We start from the raw sequence: 23,883 nt of genomic DNA on the forward strand, positions 1-23,883 counted from the left end.
AAAGGAGACGCGTGATGCTTTTGTTGTTCGTCGTTCTCGCCGTTTTCGTCGCCTGGAGCTGGCTTACCTACCCGGCCATCGGCTACTGGCTGTATGACTGGAACATGGCAGTCGAGGCCAAGTTGTACCGGCTGCACAAAATCGTCGTGCCCATCCCCGAGATGACCGTCTCGACCTGGCAAGGCGGGCCGTACGAAGCCACCAGCAGTGTGCTGATGCTCCATGGCTTCAGCGCCGACAAGAACCTCTGGCTGCGTTTCGCCCGGCATTTTGTCGGCAGCCACCGGGTGATCATCCCGGACATCGCCGGTCATGGTGAAACCGGCTTCAAGGCAGGTGGAGGCTACGATATCCCGCTGCAAGCCAAGCGCATGATCCAGCTGCTGGACGTGTGCGGCGTCGAGAAAGTCCATGTCATCGGCAACTCCATGGGTGGCTACATGGCCGCATGGCTCGCGGCCGCATACCCGGAGCGCATTGTGTCCGTGGCGCTGTTCGACCCGGCCGGGGTCACCTCGCCCGAGCCCAGTGACCTCGAGCGACACCTGGCCAAGGGCCACAACCCGTTTCTGATTCATTCGCGCGAAGAGTTCCGACGCTTCTACGCCATGACCATGGCTTCGCCGCCCTGGGTACCGAAACTGGTGCTCGACGCTGTCGCACAGCGCTATGAACAGTCCCGCGAGGAACTGGAAGAGATCTTCCGCGAGTTTCGCGCCAGCCCGCCGATGGAACCGCACCTGCCCGACATCAGCGCCCCGGCGCTGTTGCTGTGGGGGCGCAAGGACCGGCTGATCGATGTCAGCAGCGTGGCGATCTGGAGCAAGGGCATCGTTGATCTGCGCGTGCACATCTGGGACGCCGTCGGACACATGCCCATGGTGGAAGCGCCCACCGGTTCGGCGCGCCTGTATCGCGAGTTTTTGGCATCGCTGCGCTCAGAAAGTCCACAGGATCAGCGACTGCATTAGGCTTACAGTCCGTTGCGGAATGAAGTTCTTCAGAAACTTCGTTTGTCGGCGTCGTCCAAGGCTGCGATCTTTTGTCCATCCTTTACGTCACCGCGCCAGGAATCCTGTTCATGAACCACCCGAACTTCGTCAGCCCTGACCTGATCCGCCAACGCTTCTCCAAAGCGATGTCCGACATGTATCGCGAAGAGGTGCCGTTGTACGGCGCGTTGATGGAACTGGTGGAACAGACCAACCGTCACGTACTGGACAGCGATCCGCAAATCGCGCAACAGCTCGCGAGCACCGGCGAAATCGAGCGCCTGGACCTGGAGCGTCACGGTGCGATCCGCGTCGGCACGGCCGATGAACTGGCCACCCTCGCCCGCCTCTTCGCCGTGATGGGCATGCAACCGGTGGGTTACTACGACCTGACACCGGCTGGCGTACCGGTGCACTCCACGGCGTTTCGCGCGGTGCATGAAGCAGCGTTGCAGATCAGCCCGTTCCGAGTGTTTACCTCACTGTTGCGCCTGGAATTGATTGAAGACCTGGAACTGCGCGCATTCGCCCAGTCGATGCTCGACCGGCGCTCGATCTTTACACCCATGGCCCTCACCCTCATCGACCTAGCTGAAACCCAGGGCGGCCTGACCGAGTCGCAAGCCTCGGCGTTCGTCGAACAGGCCCTGGAGACGTTTCGCTGGCACCACAGTGCCACCGTCACCGCCGAGCAGTATCAACAGCTCAGCGCCCAGCATCGTCTGATCGCCGACGTGGTGGCGTTCAAGGGCCCGCACATCAACCACCTGACACCGCGAACCCTGGACATCGACATCGTCCAGGCGCAGATGCCGGCCCATGGCATCACCCCCAAGGCGGTGATCGAAGGCCCGCCCCGCCGCCAGTGCCCGATCCTGCTGCGCCAGACCAGTTTCAAGGCCCTGGACGAGGCGATTGCCTTCACCGATCAAAACGAGGCTCGCGGTAGCCACAGCGCCCGTTTCGGCGAGATCGAACAGCGCGGTGCCGCCCTCACGCCCAAAGGCCGCGCTCTGTACGACCGCTTGCTCAATGCCGCGCGGGACGAACTCAAGGACTTCCCCAACGAAGCCAATGCCGCACGATACAACGCGCTCATGGCCCGGCACTTCAACGAATTCCCTGACAGCTGGGAAGGCATGCGCCAACAGCAACTGGCTTACTTTCGCTATTTCGTGACGGAAAAAGGCCTGGCCGCGGGCGATCTGAAAAACGCCGCCCTGGAGGACCTGCTCAGCGACGGTTACCTGCGGGTGGAACCACTGGTGTACGAAGATTTCCTGCCGGTCAGCGCGGCGGGGATTTTCCAGTCAAACCTGGGGGACACCGCGCAAACCCATTATGGCGTGCACTCCAACCAGCAGGCGTTCGAAAAGGCTTTGGGGCGCCCGACCATTGATGAACTGGAGCTGTATGCCCAGAGTCAGCGGCGTTCGATCGAACAGTGTTTCGCCGCGTTGGCCGATGTTGTTCCAGTCAATGAAAAACACGGCTGAACGACTTCTCACGGCTCAATAAAAAACGGGCGACCTACAGGTCGCCCGTTTTTTTTATATCCGAAACTTTCAATACAACCAGGAAAGCGTTCGCCCAGTGCACTGGCCTCGGCAATCCATGCACTGGTAAAGAGCCTTACACTGGGCGAACGGGAGGTATTTTAGTAGATGTGGCTAAATATGCCCGTGTAGAAAGATGAAATTTATTAACACAATATTTAATAAATATGTCGACCATCCCGCAACGAACCGCAAACTTACTGGTTCGAACATACGAGCTGATTATTCCTGTACAGAACCTGCACAAAAACAATCAACTCGTATAGCGCCAATCATCAATATTAGTGCTTGCTGGTCACTGTCAATATATCGGTGTAAACCACGTTCACGCTTTGTCCGACTTTCAAGTCCTTGAGCTTGGCCTGGACTTCAGGTCGCTTGACGTCGACCGTCTTGGACTTGCCTTCCGGGTTTTCGAAAGTCAGCTGGTGTTTCTTCATGTCAATGTGGGTGATCTTCAGCTGCACTTTCACCTGACGATAAGCTTCGCCCCCCGGGTTGGCGCTGCCTGGCGCCGCACGGACTTCACCGGTGGCTTCGGCGGTACCGGGCAGGCCTTTGTCGACATCGGTGTCGAGGTAGGCCGCAACGGCGCTGGTAACCCTGATGTCGACCGTATCGCCAACCTTGAGATTGCCGAGGTTTTTCGCCTTGTCGGTCAGTTGAACAGGGAACTCATTTCCCTGCGGGCCTTTGAGAACCACGGATTTGCTCGCGGTATCAACCGAAACGACTGTGGTGCTGACCTGATCAGCCACCACGACTTCGGACAGCGGGATATCGGCGGCAACTGCGCCAAAACTGGCGGCAGACAGCAAGGTTGCGAGGGTAATGGCTTTGGTCAATGCGTGGCGTTTCATAGGTAGAACTTTCCCTGTGATAGATGACAACAGACGGCGTTGAAGCCAGGCTCAACACCCTGTGTGCGATGAGCATAGACGCTGTTCGGCGAGTGGTCGTCGCAAACCGCCGATTTTCTAATACCCGGTCATTTCCAGATATCCATTCCCTGCATGGCTGCCACTGAGCCGCACCGGGCCTTCCCAGTACGGTATGCGCAAGTCCATCCAGGCCTGGGGATTGAGTGCGTGGAGGGTGATATCAAGGTGTTTGGCGGGGATCTTGATCGACCAGCTGACGGGCATCTCGCGCCCGGCCACGCTGGCGCTGTCCTGCGGTGTGAGGCTCATGTCGCTGGCGTGCAGCAACTGCGTGCGCCCCTGGGCGTCGATCCAGGTGCCGGTGAGATAAGGCGCTCCATCCTTTTGCCGCATTCGATACAGCATCACCTGCTCGCCGCTGTCCAGATGCAGGGAGAACCAGTCCCAGCCAGTCTGATCGCTCGTCAGAGGCTGACTGCTCCATTCGCGGTCGAGCCAGGCCGGGCCACTGACCTGAAAGGTCCTGCCGTCGATTTCCAAAGTGCCGCTGGCCTGGAAAAACGGCTGGCTGTAGTAGTAAGAGGCCTGCCCCTGTTCGGATTTCTGACTGAAGCCCTGCTCCCCCTGAAGCACCAGCGGACCTGTGGAGGTCAATTGCAACCGGTAGCTGAAACGCGGGTCACGGGCGCTGAGCAGCACGTCGGCCAACGGGTCGTCGGCCGGCGCCTGGCTGCTCAACTGCCAGTCGTCTATCCAGGCATTGAACGGTGTGAGGTTGACACCGGCCTGACCGACGCCGCCGCGAGCATAGCGTTCAGCCGCATGATGCACCGTCGCCGACGTCACCGCCGCATGGCCGAGCCAGATCGTCCGGTTCTGCCAACCCGGCACCTCGGGAGTGGCTTTCAGGGCACTGCGGAACAATGTCCATTGCGCGCCGAATTCATGCCCCTGGTCGTCCTTCAGGTTGGCCGTGACGTACCACCACTCGATGCGAAAACCGTCGTGCGGGCCGTGATCCGCCGGGAAGCTGAACACCCGACCGGGCACCACCGGGGTGAACGCAGCCGCCTGGTTGCCCAGCCCGGCAAACCCCTTGTCCACCGGCGCCGGTTGATCGCAACCGCTGGCCAGCAGCGTCAGCAGCAACACGCAGGCCTTAATCTTCATGGGCAAACGTCCGCAGCAGGTCCGCCGGTTGCGTGCGGTACAAACGGTACAACGGCCAGGCCGAAGCCAACAGCGTCGCCACCAGCGCGAGCCCCATCAACTGCAACAATTGCCATGGAAACAGCCGCAACGGCAGGCGCCAGCCGAAAGCCTGCACATTGATCACCGTGTCCAGGCACCACGCCAGGGCGATGCCCAACGGCAACGCCAGCACCAGGGTCAGCAGTGCCAGCAACCAGGTTTGCCCGAGGTTGAGCAACATCAGATGCCGACGCGTCACACCCAGTGCCCACAACGGCGCCAGTTGCCCGAGACGGCTCTGGCTTTGGGTCAACAGGCTGATGAACAGCGCCACGCCTGCCACGCACAACGTCAGGCTGTTGAGCGCGGCGGTGGCGGCGAAGGTGCGTTCGAAAACTTGCGTGGACCAGCCCTTGAGCCGCGCCTGATCGACGATGCGGCTGTCGTCCAGGCTGAAACGCGCCTGCAATGCACTGACGAACGCCGGGATCGACAGCGGTTCGATGCGCAGGTTGAAGCGGTTCGGTGTCAATTGCGGCCAGCCGCGTAGCAGATGATTGATATTGATCAGAATGTGGCCCTTGGGATTGCCATAGTCGGCGTAAATCCCGACGATCCGCGGCGACCACGTGCCGGTGGGCGTCGGCAGCGTCAGGTGATCGCCAAGCTGAACGCGCAGGCGCCGGGCCAGTTGCTCGCTGAGCATCACCGCATCGTCCTTGGCCAGTCGCTCCCAAGGGTTGTCGCCCAAGGCTTCGAGCAGCGGCCAATGCTGGCGATAGGTCGGGTGGTCGATGACGCCGGACAGGTCGGTCGGCCAACCCTGCAACTGAATCGACACCTGCCAGTTGGGCAGCACCGCCGCCAATTGCGGCTGCTGATTGAGCCAGTCGTGCAGCTCCCGGGCCTGGACCGGGTTCTGCGGGTTGAGGTAAAGCTCGGCCGTCAGCCGTTGTTCGAGCCAGTCGCCGAAGGTCTGGCGAAATCCGGCGGTCATGCTGCCGGCCCCGATATTCGCCGCCATGGCCAACAGCAGCGCCATCAACGCCAGGCTCAAGGCCGGCAGTTGCTGGCGACAATCGGCGACAAACCACTGGCCGAGCACCGAGCGGCTGCGCTGCGAAACGAAACCGAGCAGCGAACTGAGTACCACCGGCAACGCCAGCGCGGCACCGATCAACAGCGCCGCCATCAACACGAAGCCACTGATCAGGCTGTCGCCGAAGATCAACGCCAACAGCCCGATCACCCCGGCCATCACCGCCACCCACCCCTGACGGCGCAACCAGCGGGCATGGGCCTGATGCCAGGCTTGCGGGTCGGCCAGCGCCAGCAAGGGCAACCGCGCTGCCCGCAACAAGCTGTTGGCGCCGGCCAGCAGCGCGCCGAGCAGACTCAGGCCGATACCACTGAACCACCATAAAGGGCTGAGGCTCAATTGACCCGCCACTTCGGCCCCGTACAAACCGCGCAGGCTGGCGGCGACATCCGGCAACAGCATACCGGCCAGCAGGTAGCCGCTGACCACCCCGGCCACGCCGCCGATCAGGGCCAATCCACCCAGCTCGACGGCCAGGCATGCGATCAGCATGCGCGCACTGACACCGCAGGCTCGCAACGTCCGCAGCAAGCCTCGCCGTTGCTCCAGCGCCAGCCCGATGGCGGCGTGCACGATAAACAGGCCGACCACGAACGACAACACCCCAAGGGCCTCGAGGTTCAGGTGAAAGCTTTCGGTCAGGCGCGCCAGGTTGTTTTCTTCACCGGCGCGTTTTAGTTGCAACTGCCCCTTGAGCGCATCCGGTAGCGTTGCCGTGAAATCCTTCGGCAGCAGCAGACGTGACAACTGCTCCGGCAATCCCAGAATCCGCTGGGCAAAACCGATGTCCACCAGCAGCACACCGGGTGCCATATCGACCTGTACATGCAGCGGTGGCAGCGCCATACCAGCGAGGTTCTGTGGTCGCTCACCCTCGCGCAAACCCAATGCCTGCAGGGTCTGCGACGATATCCAGGCAGTACCCGGGGGGCTGAGGAAATCGACCACCTGTTCAATCGCCATGGCCTGCCCGGCCACCGCCGCACCCGCTGGCAGCGACACCGGCTCGATACCCATCAGTTGCAGGCGCTGCTCTTCATGCCCCTTGAGCGTGACCCGCCCTTGCAACACCGGTGACACCGGCCACCCCGCGCGGCGCAGATCGATGAACCATTGCTGGGGGAACGTGCCGCCACCGGGCGCACTGAGGCTGGCCTGAGGTTCGCCACCGATCAACTGACTGGCGCGGGCGTAGCTGTCACGGGCCTGGCTGTTGAGTGCCTGGACGCCGGTCAACAGACTGGTGGCCAGCCACAACCCGGTCAGCACACTGAAAAACTGCACCGGATGCTGCCGCCAGTGGCTGAGCAGTGCGCGCAGTGTCTGGCCGAGAATGCGCATGTCAGCGCTCACCCGCACCGGCCAGGCGACCACCGCACAGCAGCGCTTTTTCCGCCAGCCGCGCCGCCACACCGGGACTGTGGGTGACCATCAACAGGCTGGTGGGACTGTCGTCGAGCAATTCCAGAAGCAACTGCAACACCTCGGCGCCGGTGGTTTCATCGAGGCTGCCGGTGGGCTCGTCGGCCAGCAGCAATGGCGGGCGCGACGCCAGCGCCCGGCCCAGCGCGACCCGTTGCTGCTGGCCGCCGGACAACTGCTCCGGGTAACGCCGCAGCAGCTCGCCCAAGCCCAGGCGCTGCACCAGATGTGCCTGCCAACGTGGATCGTGACGCCCCGCCAGACGCGCCTGAATCGCCAGGTTGTCTTCGACCCGCAGGCTGCCGATCAGGTTGAACTGCTGGAACACCAGGCCGATTTCCGTACGGCGCCAGTTCGCCAGTTGCCCTTCATTCATCTGTTCCAGGCGATGCCCGCCACTGCGGATGCTGCCGCGATCGACCTTGTCCAGCCCGGCGATCAGGTGCAGCAAGGTGCTTTTGCCACTGCCCGACTCGCCCATCAGCGCCAGGCTGCTGCCGGGCTTGAGCCTGAGATCGACGCCTTGCAGCACCGGCAGCGGCCCTTGCGGTGTGGCGTAGCTTTTGAAAACGCCGTGGACTTCAAGCATGGGAAAACCTGCTGGAAATGCATGGCCCAAGGATAGCGGCCCTGAATGGTTTTTGTCCGGTGACGCTCATCGCCCCGTCCGCCGTGCCGCGACAACTGCCCTTCACCGACCGCACCGAATTTGAATCGGTCTGCAAGGGTTTGATCGCGCCGTCGAAGGGTCAGGTCAAGGACGCCTCGGGCAAGGTTTTTTGCGTCCTCCCGTTTTCCAGCTACAAATGATGAGGGGTTCGGGTGCCTGCGGAAAAAATCAAAGAAGGTGAACATGCCTCGACAAGTGATAGTCAACGCTGACGATTTTGGCCGCAGCGCCTGCGAAAACGCGGTGATCCTGGGCGCGTTCCAGGCCGGGCTCATCAGCTCCGCCACCGCCATGGCCAACATGCCGGCGTTCGAGCCGGCCTGCAATTTGGCGCGGCATCCTTTGCTCGAAGGCCGCATCGGCCTGCACTTCAACCTGACCTGCGGCCGTCCGTTGAGCCAGAGCATTGTGCAATGCCCGACATTCTGCGACGGTGCCGGCGCGTTCGACCTCAACCTGTCCCGCACCCGCTTCTGGCTGCGGCGCCGGGATCGCCACGCCGTGCTCGAGGAGCTCGAAGCCCAGTGGCAGCGCTGCCTGGACAACGGCTTGCGCCCCAGTCACCTGGACTCCCATCAACACGTGCACAACATCTGGCCAATCGGCGAGATCGTCGCGCGCTTCGCCGCCCGCCAGGGAGTGCCGGTGCGCCTGGCGCGCAATCTGGGACAACATTTCAGCCTGCCCAAGCGCCTGTACAAGGACCTGCTCAACCGTCGCCTGAGCAACCTGGCGGGCGCCACCGCCGACTACGTGTGCACCCCGGTGGATCTGCGCAACGCCGAGGCACCACCCGATGGACTGCTGGAAATCGTCGCCCACCCGAGCCAGCTCGGTGCCGACTTCGGCGATGCCTGCCTGGAACCCGGAGAGTCCTTGAGTGCGTTGCTGGAACAGCGTTTGCCCGGTGTGCCGCGGGTGGCCTATGGCGCCGCTGGCGACGCTGCGACCCACCGCACACAGATCGTCCTGGAGTAATTCGCAATCCCCTGTGGGAGCAAGCTTGCTCGCGATGGGGTCGCCTACACTTTCTTCAGAAAAAAACCATCTGGTCGCGGAAATATCTGACTGTTCAACTGTATCCATTTGGATACATTCGAGCAATGAATTATCTTGTCCAGCAAACCGCTACCTTCGCAGCATGGCACGCCTCGGTTCGCGACTTACGAGCCAAGCTAGCTATCGCTCGTCGCATTGACCGAGCATCTACGGGTAATCTCGGCGATAACAAATCTGTAGGTGATGGTGTTTCTGAAATGCGCGTGGACGTGGGTGCCGGATACCGGGTTTGCTTCACGATGCGAGGTGGGGTCGTCATAGTTTTGCTGGCCGGGGGTGACAAGTCATCTCAACCCGCCGATATCAAACGTGCAAAAAAATGGCAAAGGAGGTTTAAACCATGAGCCAGACTTTGACGACTTTCGACTTGGCGGAGCTGCTCGACAGTGATGAAGCCATCAGCGAGTATCTGTCTCAGGTACTGGCAGACGGTGACAATGAGGAGTTTCTTCGCGCTATCGGCCATGTGGTGAAAGCCCGTGGCATGACACAGATAGCCAGAGACTCGGGAATGGGTCGCGAAAGCCTCTATAAAGCCTTCGCGCCAGGTGCAAAACCACGTTTCGATACGGTCCTGAAGGTCATTCATGCGTTGGGCATAGACCTCTGCGCGCAGCCGGGGCACGCCGCCAATCACTCAAATCTCTGATTTGATTTTCCGCGTTATGTTGCCGGTTTCACCACCACCCACGTAAAACACAACGGCAACTGCGCCCCTTGCTGCTGATAGCCGTCATAGCATTCTTCGCGGTTGGAGTGCGGGTATTCCTTGAAGTGGCGGATCTGCAGCCCCGCCGCAATGGCGGCGCTGAAGAGGTCGCCCAGTGTGTGGACGAACCAGTAGGACGGCGCGGCCGGTTGTTCGACCTTGCCCTCGTAGACGATCGGTTCGTGCTGCACGAAAGGTTCGCGACGAAAGTATGAACTGGCCGGGCGAAAGGGATCGGCTGCCTCGGGGTCGAACATTTCCAGGAACGGGTGGGTTTCGTATACCACCAGCGCGCCACCCGGTTTCAGCGTGCACGCCACATGGCGGAAAAATTCGCCGATGTCCGGCATCCAGTTCAGCACGCCGATGGTGATCAGCGCGAGGTCGAAGCGCTCCTGCAGTTGCGCAGGCAAGTGGTGAATGTCCGCTTCGATGAATTGCGGCGCATGGGGTGAGCGGGACGCCAGTTCCCGTGCCTGTTCGAGAAACGCGCCGGACTGGTCGACACCCACGACCCTGCGCGCCCCCAGGGCAAACAGCGACAGACTTTCGCGGCCGTTGTTGCAGCCCAGTTGCACCACCTCCTTGCCGTCGACACCGGTCTGGATCAGCAAGGCGCTCAGGGTGTCATCCAGGCAGGAAAAATCCGCCCGCGCCACACCCTCCAGCAAGGCCTGCCATGCGCGGGAGTCTTTGTGATGACGGGCGGAGTCATTCCAGGCCTCGCGGTTACTGGCGATAGCTTGTTCTTTTGTCGGCAGTTCCATTGCACGCTCCAGGGTTCGAGTGGTCGATCTGACCGGCCGGAGTCTAGATCAACGTCATCCTGGCAGATGTTGCGAAGTTGTAATCCGCCCGACGCCGACGGCGGCCCCCGGTGGCAGCTATAGTTAATGTCCTTGGGGACATGTGGTTAAACCGACCTCGCAGGTGCCGTCATGAAAAAAACCGACCTGATCCTTGTGCTCGCCGTCAGCCTGGGCGCGACCGCTATCGTCCACGCCGACGACATGCCCACCACCAACTACAGCAGTGAATTCAACTACTACGGCGCCGACCAACCCTTCGCCCACCCCGTACCACCGTCCATGAGCAGTGTGCCGCCGGGTACGTACATCCCGACCGCCCCCGGGCAATTCATTCCGGTTTCAAGCGAGCACGTGTTCTCAGACTCGCTCTTGCCGACAGTGGCCGACGCCACGGTTCGGGTGTTTGTCCGCTCCTACGATCCGGAGCGTGGCGTTTACGTGAACCAGGAAGTCGAGAATCCCGGTTGCATGCTGTCCTGTCTGAGACAGGGCCCGGTGTTGCAGTGAGAACGCCCCCTACCACTGGCGTTTGTCCGGACGGGCGAGACCAAGCTTTTCGATCCGGTAGCGCAACATGTCGCGGCTAAGACCCAGCAGGCGCGCCGATTTGGTGACGTTCCAGTCAGTCTTGTCGAGCATCTTGCGCACCATGTCGCGCTCCACTTCCGGCAGGTTCATGGATTCGTTGCCGTTGTTGTAGGACACACGCGATTCGCTGAAATGTTGCGGCTCGTGATGAAACATCGGTGGCTCATCCACCAGGCTCAGGCAGACGTTCAACTGGTGCGCGGCGATGGTGTCGCCTTGCGCCAGCAACACGGTTTGCTCCAGCATGTTGCGCAGTTCGCGTACGTTGCCCGGCCAGCTGTAGCTGAGCAGCAACTCTTCGGCCTGGCTGCTGAAATACAGGTTCGGCTTGCCATAGCGCTTGCCATGCAGCCCGAGGAAGTGCCGGGCCAGCAGCAGGATATCGGCGCCACGGGCATACAGGCGCGGCACCTTGATCGAAATGATGCGCAGGCGGAAAAACAGGTCGCGGCGGAATTTTCCTTGCTGGACCATTTGTTCGAGATTGCAATTGGTCGCGCTGATCACTCGCAGATCCACCTTGCGCTCTTTCACCGATCCGACCCGGCGAATGGTGCGGTCTTCCAGCAGTTTGAGCAGCTTGGCTTGCAACAGCAGATCCATTTCACCGATTTCATCGAGGAACAGCGTGCCGCCATCGGCCGCTTCCACCAGCCCCATGCGACGGTCCTTGGCGTCGGTGAAGGCGCCCTTCTCGTGGCCGAACAGTTCCGATTCCACCAGGTTGGACGGGATCGAAGCACAGTTGAATTCAATGAACGGGCCTTTGCTGCGCGGGCCATCGAAATGCAGGGCCCGGGCCACCAGTTCCTTGCCGGTGCCGGTCTCTCCTTCCACGAGGACCGGCGGCAGATCGCTGTTGGCCATCCGCCGTTCAGCGTCGAGCAACTGGCTGATGGTGCCCTTGAGGTACACCATCGGTGCCGACTCGCCAATCAGTGCCTGCACCCCCGACTTCTGGGCCTCGCGCTCCTGATAAAACGACAGTGTGCGCTCCATGCGGTCGGTGGCCAGGGCCTTGTCCAGCAGCAGCTTGAGTTCGGGCAGGGCCACCGGTTTGGTGACGTAGTGAAAGGCGCCCTCTTTCATCGCCACCACGGCGTCTTCGACATTGCCGTAGCCAGTCATCATGATCACTTTCAGATCCGGTGCGCGGACGCGCAGCTTCTGGATCAGGTCGTGACCACTCATGCCCGGCAATGAGTTGTCGGTCAGAACCACGTCGGGCGCGAAAGAACTCAATTGCTCCAGGGCGTCTTCCGCCGAGAGGCAGACGGTCACCTCGAAACCCTTGCGCTCCAGGAAAGTCTGAATATTCTCGGCAAGGATTTCGTCATCCTCGACCAGCAGAATGCTGTGCTCCATATACCCCTCCCGTTGCCACTTTGAAATTGAGACAAATACGGGTTCCTTCCTGTTCCCGACTGGTCAGTTCGACCGAGCCGTCAAAACGCTCCATTATTCTTTTGACCAGGGCCAGGCCTACACCCAATCCACCTTGCTTGGTGGTGAAAAACGGCTTGAAGACCATTTGCTGCTGTTGTTTGGACATGCCCTTGCCGGTATCGGTCAGGATCATGCTCAAATAGCCGGGCACCGAGGTATCGACCTCGATCGTCAGCACGCCACCGTTGGGCATGGCTTCCAATGCATTTGCAAACAGGCTATTGAGTATCTGCGTGAGTAGCACCTGATGGCTGACGACCGGTGGCACGCTGACAGAAGGGAAGCGTACTTCGACGTTCGAACGCCTGATCAGGGACTCAAAGGCACTCAAGGTGTCTTCGAGGGCCAGCACCAGGTCGACCGTTTCAAAGTCGTCATTCATCGGCCGCAACGACACCAGCAACTCACGGACCCAACGTGACATGCGATCGACCTGATTGATGATATCGCCTATGTTTTTCTGCGCGGGCTGGCTGGCGATGTCCTGGGCCAGTTCGGCGCTGGAACGGATGTTCGCCAGCGGATTGCGCAGGCTGTGGGCCACCGCCGAGGACATTTCGCCCAGGGCGACAAAGGTTTCGTTGGCGATCAGCTGTTTTTGCTGGCTCTGCAACAGTTTCGCCGCACGCTGCACAATCCAGAACAGCCCCAGGTAGATCGCCGCACCACCAATCAGGGTCGCGAGCCAGATTGCCTTGAAGCCACGCTGGATGCGCTCCACCAGGTCCACCGGTTCCTTGTAGATCTCCACCATGGCAATCACTTTGCTTTTGTCGGCGCTGAACATCGGAATGTAGTTCTCGACGAACAGGTATTCCGGTTCGTGTGCCAGACGCTGCTCGGGACGCTGCTCATCGATCTCGTGGTAGCTGGTGGACACCGGCGACTTCATTTCGAAGGATTCGTCCAGCTCGGTATCGTCTTCGATGCGCGCACCGATCAACTCGGGGTTGGTCGACCAGACCACGGTGCGGTCCTGGGCGTACACCGTCGCCAGCAGGATGTCCGGCAAATGCTCCACATGGTCAAGAAACTCGGCGCGCGCCGCGGCCCGGGAATCGGGGCTGACATCGGTGTCGGCATGGTCCAGACGCGGGTCGAGCATTTCGCCCATGGTTCTGCTCGGGGGAATCCCGGCATGGCGCATTTCGGCATCGCCGATGGCTTGAATGAACTGTGCGGTCAGCATCGAATCGCGCTCGATGCTTTCATCGACCACAAAGCGCGTGGAGATGTAACCCAGCCCCAGCGCCACCACGGCAATGATGAAAAAACTTGCCAGAGAGAACCAGCGCAACAAATTGAAGTGCGGCCGCCAGCCCTTGCGCGGTGCTGCCGGAGCCTGCAGCGCAGGTACTTTTTGTTGTTCCAGTATCTGCATGGCTGTGTCCTTATTCTTTTAAATCGAGCCTTTCCAGCCGTGTATCAAATCAGTGTAGGTAACATTGATAGCGATTGACTGGCCAACGTAACTATTTCGACGCTATTGCGCCGGGAGCATGTCCGGCTGTTCGACTGCGTGACGATGTTCGGGCTCTTCGTTACCGCTGACCAACGGCTCCACCGGTGGGTGTTGGCGGTCGGTTTCTTCTTGCAGGAATTCGATGATGGACTGGGCGGATTTACTGTCGAGCCGAAGGTTGGGCATCGAGATCCTGTTGTAGCGTTCGAACAGCTCCATCGCAATCGGGTCCTTTTCCGCGAGCATACGATCCGGTTCGCGAATCCAGCGGTTGAGCCACTGCGGATCGCGCTGACGGGTAACGCCGATCAGGTCCGGGCCGATGCTGCGCAGGCCGATGCCCTGCCCGTCCTGCGGGCCGAGGCTGTGGCAAGACGCGCAGCGGGTGCGGAACAGTTCTTCACCAGTGCTTGGCGGACGGATTTCCGGTGCGTTGACGTAGCTTTCTTCCACACTGGGCTGCTTCCAGTTATGCAAGGTATTGGCCAGCTGATCGGCCAGAATCCAGGGATTCTCGAACGGGGAGGACTTCATCCAGCGACCCGTTGCCTGGTTGCCAACGATCAGGCTCAGGTTATGGTCCTTGTTGCGGCCATTATCGATACCTTCGATGAACAGCCCCAGTTTCTGCCGCAGCTCGGTGACGTCGGCGAACTCCCCGGTGAGGAACTTCCACCCGGGCCCGACCTGGAAGCGTTGCGCATAGGCCTTGAGCACCTCGGGGGTATCACTCAAGGGGTCGATGCTGATGGAGTAGAAGAAAATGTCCTTGCCGACCCGATCTCCCAGCAGTTTCTGCACCTGGCGCAGGCGCGCGGTTTCCAGTGGGCAGGAGTCGCTGCACGAGGTGAAGATGAAGTTGATCACCACCACCTTGCCTTTGATCATGTCATCGAAAAAACGCATCTGATGACCGTCCTGGTCGGTCAGCAGGGTGTTGGGGAAATAGTCGCCTCCCCATGGAGTGGCGGCTTCAGCGACAGCGGTTTCGGAGGTGGCTTGCTCGGCAGGCACGGGCGTCGGCAAAGGCTGGCTGGCGACCAGCAGTTGGCTGGCCAGCAAACCGGTCACCAACATCAGCACCAGGTGCATGCCCCAAGCTCGCGAGCGTGGTGAATGCAGCTTCATGCTTGAACGCGTGAAGTTGTGCCGCGCTTTACTTTCCATCACCAACCGCCTCGGTGTCGTGAAGGGGGTGATGGTGTCGATGCAAGGACCTCGCCAGTTTCCTGACTGCTTTGCACAAAAGCATTAACGCTCGTTAAAACAACGACTTATCAACATCAATGTATCGCGGGCGTGGGAATGGCTGGGGAGTGGTACCCGCTAACGGGGACAGTTCATCCCCGTTTTCAGGGGACCAACTTGAATGACAGACGGACAGTGGTGCCCTCGCCTTCACGACTATCGAGGGTCACTACGCCGCCAAAACGCTCCATGATCCGCTTGACCAGCACCAGCCCGACCCCCAACCCGCCCTGCTTGGTGGTGAAGAACGGCCGGAAGGCCATGGCGCGTTGGTCTTCGCTCATGCCTTTACCGGTATCGCTCACTGTCACACTGACACGCTGGGCATCGCGCGGCTCGATCCGGATGGTCAACGTATCGCCGCTGTCCATGGCTTCTACCGCGTTGGACAGCAGGCTGTTGAGGATCTGGGTCAGTTGCACGTGCTGGCTCAGGACCATGGGCGTCTGGTCCGGCGTGAACACCACGTTGACCCTGGCCTTGCTGATCTGATGCTCATAAGCCAGCAGGCTCTCATGCAGGGCAGCCACCAGGTTCACCGGTTCCGCCTCGTCATTGAGCGGTCGCAGGGACTGGAGCAACTCCCGTACCCAATTCGACATGCGATCGACCTGACCGATGATGTCGTTGATGTTCTCGTGTGCCGGTCCGTCGTCGAACTCTATCGCCAGCTCGGCGCTTGAACGGATGGTCGCCAACGGATTGCGCAGGCTGTGGGCGACCGATGAGGACATCTCCCCCAGCGCGACGAACGTTTCGTTGGTGATCAATTGCTTCTGCTGTGTCGCCAGCTGGATCGCCGCACGCCGCACGATCCAGTACAGCCCCAGGTAAATCAGACCGCCACTCAAGGCTGTCGCCAGCCAGATCAACACCAGGCCGCGCTCCATGCGGCTGATCAGGTCCTGCGGTTCCTTGTAGATCTCGACCATCGCAATGACGGTGCTGCCATCGGCATCGAACAGGGGAATGTAGTTTTCGATAAAGAGGTATTTGGGTTGCACCACGAACTTCTGCTCTTTGCGGGCTTTGTCCACATCGTGGTAACTGCTCGACACGGAGGTCTTGGCATTGAATGCCCGCTCGAGGTCTTCATCGTCATGAATCGTGGCGCCCATCAAGGCCGGGTTGGTCGACCAGATCACCATACGATCGGGGGCATAGATATTGGCCAGGATCACGTCCGGCAGATTTTCGATATGGTCGAGGAATTCATCACGGGCACTGGCGCGGGTCAGCGAGTCGACGTCAGAAAAGTCCTTGTCTTTTCGTGGGTCGAGCAACTCGCCCATGCTCCGGACATTGGGAATCGACACGTGGCGCACTTCAGCCGAGGCGATCGCCTGAACGAACTGTGAAGTCAACAGAGCATCGCGCTGCACGCTTTCGGTAATCACGAACCGCGTGGACACCGCCCCCAGCGCCACCGCCACCGTACCGATCACCGCCATGCTGACCAGCGAAAACCAGCGCAGCAGATCGAACGGCTGCTTGCGCGTTTTCAAGCGAACCTCGCTTTCGGTCGCAAGTACTTTGGCAATAGTCGTCATGGGCCTGGTTCCCGGTTCCACCCCCTATTGGTTTATAGCCCACGCATAGCATTTTGCCCGAACCTGGGGGCTGCAATTCCCCACCCGTACCCGCGCGCCGTCACCCCCAATGTTGGGGAAGCCTGCCCGTTTCATAGCTTTCCGGCCTGCCATCCGTGTCGACGCCAACGCCTTTGATCCGGGGCTCTCACGGGCGTTTTCGCTAACTGGTATGGAAGTTGCCATCCTCCCAGCCATCTGACCCACCCCTTAAGGGCAGGTACTTCGATAGAGGGAATACTCATGCACCCTGTACTGTGCAAAACCGCAACCGCACTGGTCGTGACCGCTCTAGCCCAAGGCATCGCCCAGGCTGCGCTGTTTGCCGTAGACCCCGGTCCCTACCTGCCAGCCAATGGCAATTTTGCCGCCTGGTACCAGGATGCCCACGGCCGGACCCTTGACTTGTGTTTGTCAAAGGCTGTCAGTACCAGGGTTGCCGGCGCACCTGGCGCCCCGACATACATGTGCTCGTTGATCCCCAATCCCGGCATTTTCGATGACACCAAACCGTTGGTCTTCCCGACCAATTTCCCCGACGAAGCGTTCTGGGCCACTGGCGAAACGACCATTGTCGATGCCGCCCGAGGCATCGACCTGACCTATGTCTCGGCGCTCGAAGCGGCCTTCAGTGGCGGTGATCCGCTGGAGGGCGACCAGATCAGCTTCGCCCGCATCCGTATTCGCATCGACGTACCCGTCGCCGGCACCTATGTCATCACCCACCCCTATGGCGTCGAAGTATTCAACGTCGACACACCCGGTCGGCGGGCGATCAACATGACCCGGGACATCGGCATCGGTGCGCCAAAAACCTACGACGGCGCGCTCAAGGGCGACGTCGGGCCGTTCCTGCGCAGCCTCAACGGCCCCTACACCGCGGTGAATCCGGACACCGGAGCCGTCGAAACCTTCGTCGGCGATCCGAACCTCAACGAAGCCGTCACCGGCAGCCCGTTCAACACCAATTACGTGCGCATCGAAGGCCCCAATGGCCTGGACTTGCGCACCACCCTCTTCGCCGTTTCCGGCAAGTTGTCATCAGTGGTCCGGCCGACGCCGGTGATCGCCGAGCGCAGCACCTATTCGCGACATGCCGGCACCAGCGCACCGGTGGCCCAACAGGATGTGTTCGTAATGGCCCCACCGCCACCGGCCAGCGTGACCCTGACCAGCAACAATCCGGTGCTGAACCTCTCCGAGGCGGACACCACCGGCCACTGGTATGCGCAGTCGCCGACCAATCCGACGCTGCCAACCACACTGCAGGTGACCGCCGACAACCACCTGGCCATCCCCAGCAGCACACCGACCGTCCTGCCCATGCCGCTGACCGACCTGGTGACGATCTCACGGGCCGAATACAGCCTGAGCACCGGGCAAATCAGCATCACGGCCTCGACCAGCGATGAAACCTCGCCACCGGTGCTCACCGCTACCACCGGCACCGGTCTTGCCATCGGCGCACTGAGTGGCGACGGCGCCGTGAAAAGCCTGGCCACCGGCATCACGCCGGTTCCACCAGCCCAGGTTCGCGTGACGTCATCCAATGGCGGCAGCGACACCGAAGAAGTGGTCATCGTGCAATGAACGCTCACATGCCCAGATCCTCATCAGGAGGCATCATGAACAAATGGCCACGCCTGGCGGTCAACGCCCTGGGACTGACCCTGTCGCTGTCCGGCAGCGCTTTCGCGCAACTCGCCGCCGTCGATCCCGGCCCCTACACCTTTGCCACCGGGAAATTCCCGATCTGGTATCAGGACAACAACCTGCTGTCGATGGAGCTGTGCCAGTCCCGCGCCGTCAGCACACGGGTACCGGCCAGCGTGCCACCGGCCTACATGTGCACCCTGCTGCCGACACCCGGCATCTTCGATGACACCCTGCCGATGGTATTCCCGGACAACTGGCCGGACGAAGCCTTCTGGTTCCTTGCCGAGACCAACATCCCCAACAATGCCGCCGGCTATGGCATGGACGCCTATGTCGCCGGGATCGAAGCCGCATTTGCCGGCGGCAACCCGGTCGACGGCGACCAGATCAGCTTCGCGCGGATTCGCATGCGGATAAATATTCCCGTTGCCGGGACCTACACCATTACCCACCCCTATGGCGTGGAAACGGTCAACGTCACCACCCCCGGCCGTCGTGCAATCAATATCACCAGGGACATCGGCATCGGTGCACCGGGGGTTTTCAGCGGTGCGCTCAACGGTGCGATCGGGCCGTTCCTGCGCAGCGTCAACGGCCCCTACACCGCGGTGAATCCGGACACCGGCGCCGTCGAAACCTTCGTCGGCGACCCGAACCTCACCGAGGCCGTGACCGGCAGCCCCAACAACACCAACTTCGTGCGCATCCAGGGCCCGGCCGGGACCCTCCAGACCAACCTCTTCACCGTGGCTGGCAAGGTGCTCGACAGCCGCGCGCAAACCGCGGTGGACATGAGTCGCGCCACTTACCGGCGCACCGCAGGAACGAGTGGCACCAACACCCGGGTCGAAGTGTTCGCCAAAGCCGCCAACGGTTCGACCCTGTGCTTTCGCGAAAGCATCGCCCTGGTGCCCGGCCCGCCACCGACGCCTTGCCAGACCAACATGGTCAGCGATAACAACGGCGTGTTCTTCGCCCAGCATCTGCTGACCGATGGAACCGTGCCTCCGGTCGTGGTGGTCACCGCCACCAACCCGGCCGGCACTACCCGCCCGACCGCAGTGTCGAGCAAGCTCTCGGACGTGGTGAAAATCCAGACCGCTCAATACAGCTGGAGCAACCACAGCCTGCTGATCGAAGCCACCTCAACAGACGAAGTGGTAGTACCGGACATGGTCGCCCAGGGCTACGGACGACTGTCGAAATCCGGCACCCTGCAACGCCTGACCGTGGCTGACCTGCCCCAACCACCGGCAACCGTAACGGTGAAATCCGCCGCCGGTGGCAGTGACACCGAGCCGGTCGTAGTCGTCGGCACTGCACCGGACACGGGTGCCAACCAGGCACCGATCGCCGTCGCCGATACCGGCAACACCAGCTTCGGCGTCCCGCTCACCCTCAACCTGCTGGCCAACGACAGGGACCCGGACGGCAATACGCCGCTGGCCATTACCGCGCTGACCCAACCAACCGGCGGCGGGGGCACCGTGGAAATGAGCGGCACTACGGCGGTGGTCTACACCCCTCCCGCCGTGGTCAATACCACGCTGACCACGACCTTCACCTACAAGGCCCAGGACCTCAAAGGCCTGGCCTCGACGACGGCGGCAACCGTGACCGTTACCGTGGCGCCCAACCGGCCTCCGGTGGCAGTCGCCGATGCCGTTGCGACACTGGGTGTGGCGATTCCCATCAGCGTGCTGGCCAACGACACCGATCCGGAAGGCAACCTGCCGCTGGCGATCAACAGTTTCACTCAACCAGGTCGCGGCAGCGTCAGCATTAACGGCACGGTTCTCACCTACACCCCACCGGCCAGTTTCACCACGGCCTTCACCACGACCTTCACCTACTTCGCCCGGGACCGTTTCGGCGCCGTGTCGACAACACCGGCGACAGTCACGGTGCAGGTCTCGCCACGGCCTGTTGCGGAAAACTTCGCAGTCACCGCCGCAACGGTGACCGCCCGCAACAATAATCGCTTCACCTGGAACTTTGCCGGCACCTCATCGGTGACCACCGGCAACACCATCACCATCAAGGTCACCACCCCAACCGGGCTGGTCACCCTGGGCACCACCACCGTACCGGCGAACGGTCGCTGGCGGTTTACAGTAAACAACACCACCACAGTCGTTCCGTCGGCGAACCCGACCGCCACGATCAACTCGTCCCAAGGCTCTGTGCGGACGGTGCCGGTGATCGTCAACTGAGCCCCGCGCCCCATCAGCCACGCGGGCTGATGGGGCCGGTTTGTCGCTCACAAAACCTGCGCTTACCAAAAATTCCTGTAGGAGCGGGTGCCCGCTTGCGGCAAGCTCGCGAAGAACGCCAGGACAACGCGGGCATTCAGGCACCCCGCGTTATCGTTGACGTCCATCGCGAGCATGCTCGCTCCTACAGAAAAGCAGAGCAAACGCGCTACACCATTTCATGAAGCGGAGATCGCGTGGCTAACGCACCAGCCGCTCGGCCAGCGCCTTGGCCTGGCTCGCCACGTCGGTGACGGCGGTACTTTCCCACCACATGCCGCGCAACGGCGGGCCCATGGCAAACAGACGGCGGGCGGGCTGTCCCTCGGCGCTCAACACCGCGCCATCGACCTCTGCCGCAATGCCCAGGGCCAGCGGCCCCGGCTGCACCAGGCCACGGGCGAGCAGTTGCCGGGGCAACGGTCGCGCGACGCGGCGCCAGTCGTATTCGATACCGCTGGAGTTGATCAGGGCGGCACCGCTGACCACACAGGTCTGCGCCTCGCCGCGCCGTCGAAGACGGATACTGACGCCATCGCCCGTCGAAGGCTCAAGCCCCTTGAACGAAGCCGCGTGAATACGCAGCCGCCCTTCTTTATATAGGCGCTCCACCAGTTCGGCACTCAAGGGCGGCGAACGGTGGTGATGGCTTTCCCACCACGGCCGTACATGCCGCACGAACTGCCGCCGCTGTCTATCTGTCGCCTGATGCCACAAGCGGCCGATATGGACCCGCACCGTGTCCAGTGGCGCCTGCCAATCGATGCTCTGGGCGATGGCGTCCTGGCAGTGTCGACGCAGTTCGCGCATCAACTGGCGAGGGGTGCGGATGCTCTGGTCCTGCGCGAGAAAATCCACCCAGGCGGGTGGCTGGCGGCGTACATGGGGCAGCAGGCCATGGCGGGAAAACACTTCGATCGGCCCGCGATGCCCGGCCTGCTCCAGGGAGACCACGGCGTCGACCATGGTCAGGCCCGAGCCGATGATCATGACCGTCGCTTGCCGATCGAGCCGCTGCATGGCCGCCACGTCCCACGGATCGAGGGCAGCGGCGTTCAAGCCGCTGGATTCGGTTTGCGGCGTGCGCGCGGCGGGAAACATTCCGGTGGCCAGTACCGCAAAAGCACCCTGCAAGCATCGGCCATCGCTCAAGGTCAGTTGCACGGCGTCGGCATCGGCTTGCAAATCGACCACCTCGGCCTGCACATGCTCGACTGTCGAGCCATTCAATGCACCCACCGCCTGCGCTTCTGCCAGGCGTTGCCGGGCGTACAGGCCGAAAACGCCCCGTGGCGGAAACAGTTCGCTGATCGGCACGTGCTGCTGATGCGACTCCGGCCAGCCGCCCGCCGCGATAAATTCGGTCAGCCATTGGGTCAGGTCGTCGGCGTTGTCCGGGTCGACACTCATCCGCGCCGCGTTGCCGTTGAGCGTATGACCCAGTTCCACCGCACTGTAGGCTTCACCCCGGCCCAACTCGGCCCGGGGCTCGATCACCAGTACCTGGCGCTGGCCCGGCAAACGCATCAGCTGCGCCGCCAGCATCGCACCACTGAGGCCGCCGCCGACAATCAGGATGTCGGCGTCATTGGTCAAGGTCTGGCCCATCGTACTCTCCCTGTTCAGATCACCACATTACGCACAAACCGCGCCGCCACCGCCCCATCGTTGCGATAACAGTGCGGCTGGTTGCTGGCGAACATGAAGAATTCACCCGTCGCGATAATCTGTGGCTGGTCGCCGAGCATAACGGTCAGGCAACCTTCGAAGACATAAATCTGCTCGCTCCAGCCATCGGCGTCCGGCTCCGACGGATACACCTCGCCCGGTTGCAGGCACCACTCCCACTGCTCGACCTCGCGAACGGCCTGGGCCTTGGAGAGCAATACCGCCTTGCTGCCGGGGATCGTGCCGGTCCAGGCCAGTTCATTGATACGGCTGGGGTCGCGGGCGTCGGGCGCCTGGATCAAATCACTGAAGGCGACGTCGAGGGCTTCGGCGACCCGGTCGAGGGTGGTCAGGCTGACATTCTTTTCCCCCGCCTCGATCGCCACCAGCATTCGGCGGCTGACACCGGACTTTTCGGCCAGAGCCGTCTGGCTCAGGTCGGCGGCATGACGCAAGCGACGGACGTTCTGACTGACGTGCTGGAGGACCGAAGCCCGTTGGCTGGAATCTTTGTGCACTATATTGCTCACTGAGTGGGGTTGGGCAGTATACTGCGCAACATTCGGCGCATTGTGCGTCCCTCTCCAGTAGCGTGCAAGGTCATGACGTCGGTGAACTCTCCAAAGGCTTCCTCCCGTTTTACAAGGTTCAGCACGGCCGAATGCGTGCTGGTGCTGATCACAATGGTCTGGGGCGGCACCTTCCTGCTGGTACAGCATGCGATGACCGTCAGCGGACCGATGTTTTTCGTCGGCCTGCGCTTTGCCGCCGCCGCGAGCATCGTCGCCCTGTTTTCCTGGCGTCACCTGCGCGACCTGACCCTGTTCGAACTCAAGGCCGGGTCGTTTATCGGCGTGGCGATCATGCTCGGCTACGGCTTGCAGACGGTCGGCCTGCAAAGCATCCCCAGTAGTCAATCGGCATTCATTACCGCGCTGTACGTCCCTTTCGTGCCGTTGCTGCAATGGCTGGTGCTGGGGCGTCGACCGGGGTTGATGCCCAGCATCGGCATCATGCTGGCCTTTACCGGGTTGATGCTGTTGTCCGGGCCGTCCGGTGCGTCGTTCAATTTCAGCCCCGGTGAAATCGCCACCTTGATCAGCGCGGTGGCCATTGCGGCCGAGATCATCCTGATCAGCACCTATGCCGGCCAGGTCGATGTGCGCCGGGTGACGGCGGTGCAACTGGCAGTCACTTCGGTGCTGTCGTTCCTGATGGTGGTGCCGACCAACGAGGCGATCCCGGACTTCTCATGGTTGCTGCTGTGCAGTGCGTTGGGCCTCGGGGCGGCGAGTGCGGCGATCCAGGTGGCGATGAACTGGGCACAGAAAAGCGTTTCACCGACCCGCGCCACGCTGATCTATGCCGGTGAGCCGGTATGGGCCGGGATTGTCGGGCGCATTGCCGGGGAGCGCCTGCCCGCCATTGCCCTGGTCGGCGCCGGCATGATTGTGGCGGCGGTGATTGTCAGCGAGTTGAAGACCAAGAGTAAGGCGACTGCGACCGAGGAAGCGCTGGAAGAGGAAATTCAGCGATAAACCTCAGGTTTTGTATGGCCGGATAGGCCGCCTTCGCGAGCAGGCTCG

At 61.6% G+C, this 23,883-nt stretch carries 21 protein-coding genes; 10 read left to right on the top strand and 11 right to left on the bottom strand.

Annotated features, from left to right (window positions below):
• Positions 1-14 precede the first annotated feature (14 nt).
• Both CAG47_RS25880 and CAG47_RS25885 read left to right on the top strand, forming a co-directional pair.
• Positions 15-971 (top strand): alpha/beta fold hydrolase, encoded by a 957-nt coding sequence (locus tag CAG47_RS25880; protein ID WP_085728802.1) that lies wholly within the window; start codon positions 15-17, stop codon positions 969-971.
• Positions 972-1,081: 110 nt separating this feature from the next.
• Positions 1,082-2,488 carry a VOC family protein gene (locus CAG47_RS25885; protein WP_085728804.1) on the top strand — a complete coding sequence of 469 codons (1,407 nt, stop codon included), beginning with the start codon at positions 1,082-1,084 and terminating at the stop codon, positions 2,486-2,488.
• Positions 2,489-2,829: 341 nt separating this feature from the next.
• On the opposite strand, the gene CAG47_RS25890 is transcribed toward CAG47_RS25885, so the two are convergent.
• From CAG47_RS25890 to CAG47_RS25905, 4 genes are all read right to left on the bottom strand, one after another.
• Positions 2,830-3,408 (bottom strand): hypothetical protein, encoded by a 579-nt coding sequence (locus CAG47_RS25890; RefSeq protein WP_085728806.1) that lies wholly within the window; start codon positions 3,406-3,408, stop codon positions 2,830-2,832.
• A 117-nt stretch (positions 3,409-3,525) separates the two neighbouring features.
• Entirely contained in the window at positions 3,526-4,599 is a 1,074-nt protein-coding gene (locus CAG47_RS25895) for a lipocalin-like domain-containing protein (RefSeq protein WP_085728808.1), read from the bottom strand.
• Positions 4,589-7,060 (bottom strand): ABC transporter permease, encoded by a 2,472-nt coding sequence (locus tag CAG47_RS25900; protein ID WP_085728871.1) that lies wholly within the window; start codon positions 7,058-7,060, stop codon positions 4,589-4,591. Before CAG47_RS25900 ends, CAG47_RS25895 begins: the two co-directional genes overlap by 11 nt.
• A gap of 1 nt (position 7,061) precedes the next feature.
• Positions 7,062-7,730: an ABC transporter ATP-binding protein gene (locus tag CAG47_RS25905; RefSeq protein ID WP_085728810.1), complete on the bottom strand. Its 669-nt coding sequence runs from the start codon at positions 7,728-7,730 to the stop codon at positions 7,062-7,064.
• Between the two features lie 59 nt (positions 7,731-7,789).
• Between CAG47_RS25905 and CAG47_RS28610 the strand changes: the two genes are divergently transcribed.
• From CAG47_RS28610 to CAG47_RS25920, 4 genes are all read left to right on the top strand, one after another.
• Positions 7,790-7,951 (top strand): hypothetical protein, encoded by a 162-nt coding sequence (locus CAG47_RS28610; protein ID WP_158091332.1) that lies wholly within the window; start codon positions 7,790-7,792, stop codon positions 7,949-7,951.
• Positions 7,952-7,994: 43 nt separating this feature from the next.
• Positions 7,995-8,789: a carbohydrate deacetylase gene (locus CAG47_RS25910; protein ID WP_085728812.1), complete on the top strand. Its 795-nt coding sequence runs from the start codon at positions 7,995-7,997 to the stop codon at positions 8,787-8,789.
• A gap of 125 nt (positions 8,790-8,914) precedes the next feature.
• On the top strand, positions 8,915-9,214 hold the full coding sequence (locus CAG47_RS25915; protein WP_085728814.1) for a type II toxin-antitoxin system RelE/ParE family toxin: 300 nt from the start codon (positions 8,915-8,917) through the stop codon (positions 9,212-9,214).
• Positions 9,211-9,519: an addiction module antidote protein gene (locus CAG47_RS25920; RefSeq protein ID WP_085728816.1), complete on the top strand. Its 309-nt coding sequence runs from the start codon at positions 9,211-9,213 to the stop codon at positions 9,517-9,519. Before CAG47_RS25915 ends, CAG47_RS25920 begins: the two co-directional genes overlap by 4 nt.
• A gap of 14 nt (positions 9,520-9,533) precedes the next feature.
• On the opposite strand, the gene CAG47_RS25925 is transcribed toward CAG47_RS25920, so the two are convergent.
• The gene (locus tag CAG47_RS25925; RefSeq protein ID WP_085728819.1) at positions 9,534-10,346 is read right to left on the bottom strand and encodes a bifunctional 2-polyprenyl-6-hydroxyphenol methylase/3-demethylubiquinol 3-O-methyltransferase UbiG; all 813 of its coding nucleotides are present in this window, start codon (positions 10,344-10,346) and stop codon (positions 9,534-9,536) included.
• A 171-nt stretch (positions 10,347-10,517) separates the two neighbouring features.
• On the opposite strand from CAG47_RS25925, the gene CAG47_RS25930 reads away from it, so the two are divergent.
• Positions 10,518-10,895, top strand: coding sequence for a hypothetical protein (locus CAG47_RS25930; protein ID WP_085728821.1), 378 nt, complete (start codon positions 10,518-10,520; stop codon positions 10,893-10,895).
• Positions 10,896-10,904: 9 nt separating this feature from the next.
• Here CAG47_RS25930 and CAG47_RS25935 read toward each other — a convergent pair whose 3' ends face one another.
• The 4 genes from CAG47_RS25935 to CAG47_RS25950 form a co-directional block, all read right to left on the bottom strand.
• Complete coding sequence (locus CAG47_RS25935) at positions 10,905-12,341, bottom strand: sigma-54 dependent transcriptional regulator (RefSeq protein ID WP_085728823.1); 1,437 nt, start codon at positions 12,339-12,341, stop codon at positions 10,905-10,907.
• Entirely contained in the window at positions 12,310-13,803 is a 1,494-nt protein-coding gene (locus CAG47_RS25940) for a sensor histidine kinase (RefSeq protein WP_085728825.1), read from the bottom strand. The genes CAG47_RS25935 and CAG47_RS25940 overlap by 32 nt, the downstream gene beginning before the upstream one ends.
• A 102-nt stretch (positions 13,804-13,905) precedes the next feature.
• Positions 13,906-15,012: an SCO family protein gene (locus CAG47_RS25945; protein ID WP_256577557.1), complete on the bottom strand. Its 1,107-nt coding sequence runs from the start codon at positions 15,010-15,012 to the stop codon at positions 13,906-13,908.
• A gap of 224 nt (positions 15,013-15,236) precedes the next feature.
• Complete coding sequence (locus CAG47_RS25950) at positions 15,237-16,682, bottom strand: sensor histidine kinase (RefSeq protein ID WP_085728829.1); 1,446 nt, start codon at positions 16,680-16,682, stop codon at positions 15,237-15,239.
• Between the two features lie 282 nt (positions 16,683-16,964).
• On the opposite strand from CAG47_RS25950, the gene CAG47_RS25955 reads away from it, so the two are divergent.
• Together CAG47_RS25955 and CAG47_RS25960 are read left to right on the top strand one after the other, a co-directional pair.
• Positions 16,965-18,311 carry a hypothetical protein gene (locus CAG47_RS25955; RefSeq protein ID WP_085728831.1) on the top strand — a complete coding sequence of 449 codons (1,347 nt, stop codon included), beginning with the start codon at positions 16,965-16,967 and terminating at the stop codon, positions 18,309-18,311.
• Between the two features lie 35 nt (positions 18,312-18,346).
• Positions 18,347-20,590: an Ig-like domain-containing protein gene (locus CAG47_RS25960; RefSeq protein WP_085728833.1), complete on the top strand. Its 2,244-nt coding sequence runs from the start codon at positions 18,347-18,349 to the stop codon at positions 20,588-20,590.
• Between the two features lie 240 nt (positions 20,591-20,830).
• Here CAG47_RS25960 and CAG47_RS25965 read toward each other — a convergent pair whose 3' ends face one another.
• Positions 20,831-22,237 (bottom strand): FAD/NAD(P)-binding protein, encoded by a 1,407-nt coding sequence (locus tag CAG47_RS25965; protein WP_085728836.1) that lies wholly within the window; start codon positions 22,235-22,237, stop codon positions 20,831-20,833.
• A gap of 14 nt (positions 22,238-22,251) precedes the next feature.
• Complete coding sequence (locus CAG47_RS25970) at positions 22,252-22,815, bottom strand: helix-turn-helix domain-containing protein (protein WP_085728838.1); 564 nt, start codon at positions 22,813-22,815, stop codon at positions 22,252-22,254.
• Positions 22,816-22,899: 84 nt separating this feature from the next.
• On the opposite strand from CAG47_RS25970, the gene CAG47_RS25975 reads away from it, so the two are divergent.
• Entirely contained in the window at positions 22,900-23,835 is a 936-nt protein-coding gene (locus CAG47_RS25975) for a DMT family transporter (protein WP_256577559.1), read from the top strand.
• Positions 23,836-23,883 lie beyond the last annotated feature (48 nt).

The organism is Pseudomonas sp. R37(2017) (genome assembly GCF_002113375.1).
Lineage (GTDB): Bacteria > Pseudomonadota > Gammaproteobacteria > Pseudomonadales > Pseudomonadaceae > Aquipseudomonas.

Excerpts from the sequence above, each read along its gene's own strand:
- CAG47_RS25880 (WP_085728802.1), top strand. The coding sequence starts at position 15 with ATGCTTTTGTTGTTCGTCGTTCTCGCCGTTTTCGTCGCCTGGAGCTGG.
- CAG47_RS25885 (WP_085728804.1), top strand. The coding sequence starts at position 1,082 with ATGAACCACCCGAACTTCGTCAGCCCTGACCTGATCCGCCAACGCTTC.
- CAG47_RS25890 (WP_085728806.1), bottom strand. The coding sequence starts at position 3,408 with ATGAAACGCCACGCATTGACCAAAGCCATTACCCTCGCAACCTTGCTG.
- CAG47_RS25895 (WP_085728808.1), bottom strand. The coding sequence starts at position 4,599 with ATGAAGATTAAGGCCTGCGTGTTGCTGCTGACGCTGCTGGCCAGCGGT.
- CAG47_RS25900 (WP_085728871.1), bottom strand. The coding sequence starts at position 7,060 with ATGCGCATTCTCGGCCAGACACTGCGCGCACTGCTCAGCCACTGGCGG.
- CAG47_RS25905 (WP_085728810.1), bottom strand. The coding sequence starts at position 7,730 with ATGCTTGAAGTCCACGGCGTTTTCAAAAGCTACGCCACACCGCAAGGG.
- CAG47_RS25910 (WP_085728812.1), top strand. The coding sequence starts at position 7,995 with ATGCCTCGACAAGTGATAGTCAACGCTGACGATTTTGGCCGCAGCGCC.
- CAG47_RS25915 (WP_085728814.1), top strand. The coding sequence starts at position 8,915 with ATGAATTATCTTGTCCAGCAAACCGCTACCTTCGCAGCATGGCACGCC.
- CAG47_RS25920 (WP_085728816.1), top strand. The coding sequence starts at position 9,211 with ATGAGCCAGACTTTGACGACTTTCGACTTGGCGGAGCTGCTCGACAGT.
- CAG47_RS25925 (WP_085728819.1), bottom strand. The coding sequence starts at position 10,346 with ATGGAACTGCCGACAAAAGAACAAGCTATCGCCAGTAACCGCGAGGCC.
- CAG47_RS25930 (WP_085728821.1), top strand. The coding sequence starts at position 10,518 with ATGAAAAAAACCGACCTGATCCTTGTGCTCGCCGTCAGCCTGGGCGCG.
- CAG47_RS25935 (WP_085728823.1), bottom strand. The coding sequence starts at position 12,341 with ATGGAGCACAGCATTCTGCTGGTCGAGGATGACGAAATCCTTGCCGAG.
- CAG47_RS25940 (WP_085728825.1), bottom strand. The coding sequence starts at position 13,803 with ATGCAGATACTGGAACAACAAAAAGTACCTGCGCTGCAGGCTCCGGCA.
- CAG47_RS25945 (WP_256577557.1), bottom strand. The coding sequence starts at position 15,012 with ATGAAGCTGCATTCACCACGCTCGCGAGCTTGGGGCATGCACCTGGTG.
- CAG47_RS25950 (WP_085728829.1), bottom strand. The coding sequence starts at position 16,682 with ATGACGACTATTGCCAAAGTACTTGCGACCGAAAGCGAGGTTCGCTTG.
- CAG47_RS25955 (WP_085728831.1), top strand. The coding sequence starts at position 16,965 with ATGCACCCTGTACTGTGCAAAACCGCAACCGCACTGGTCGTGACCGCT.
- CAG47_RS25960 (WP_085728833.1), top strand. The coding sequence starts at position 18,347 with ATGAACAAATGGCCACGCCTGGCGGTCAACGCCCTGGGACTGACCCTG.
- CAG47_RS25965 (WP_085728836.1), bottom strand. The coding sequence starts at position 22,237 with ATGGGCCAGACCTTGACCAATGACGCCGACATCCTGATTGTCGGCGGC.
- CAG47_RS25975 (WP_256577559.1), top strand. The coding sequence starts at position 22,900 with ATGACGTCGGTGAACTCTCCAAAGGCTTCCTCCCGTTTTACAAGGTTC.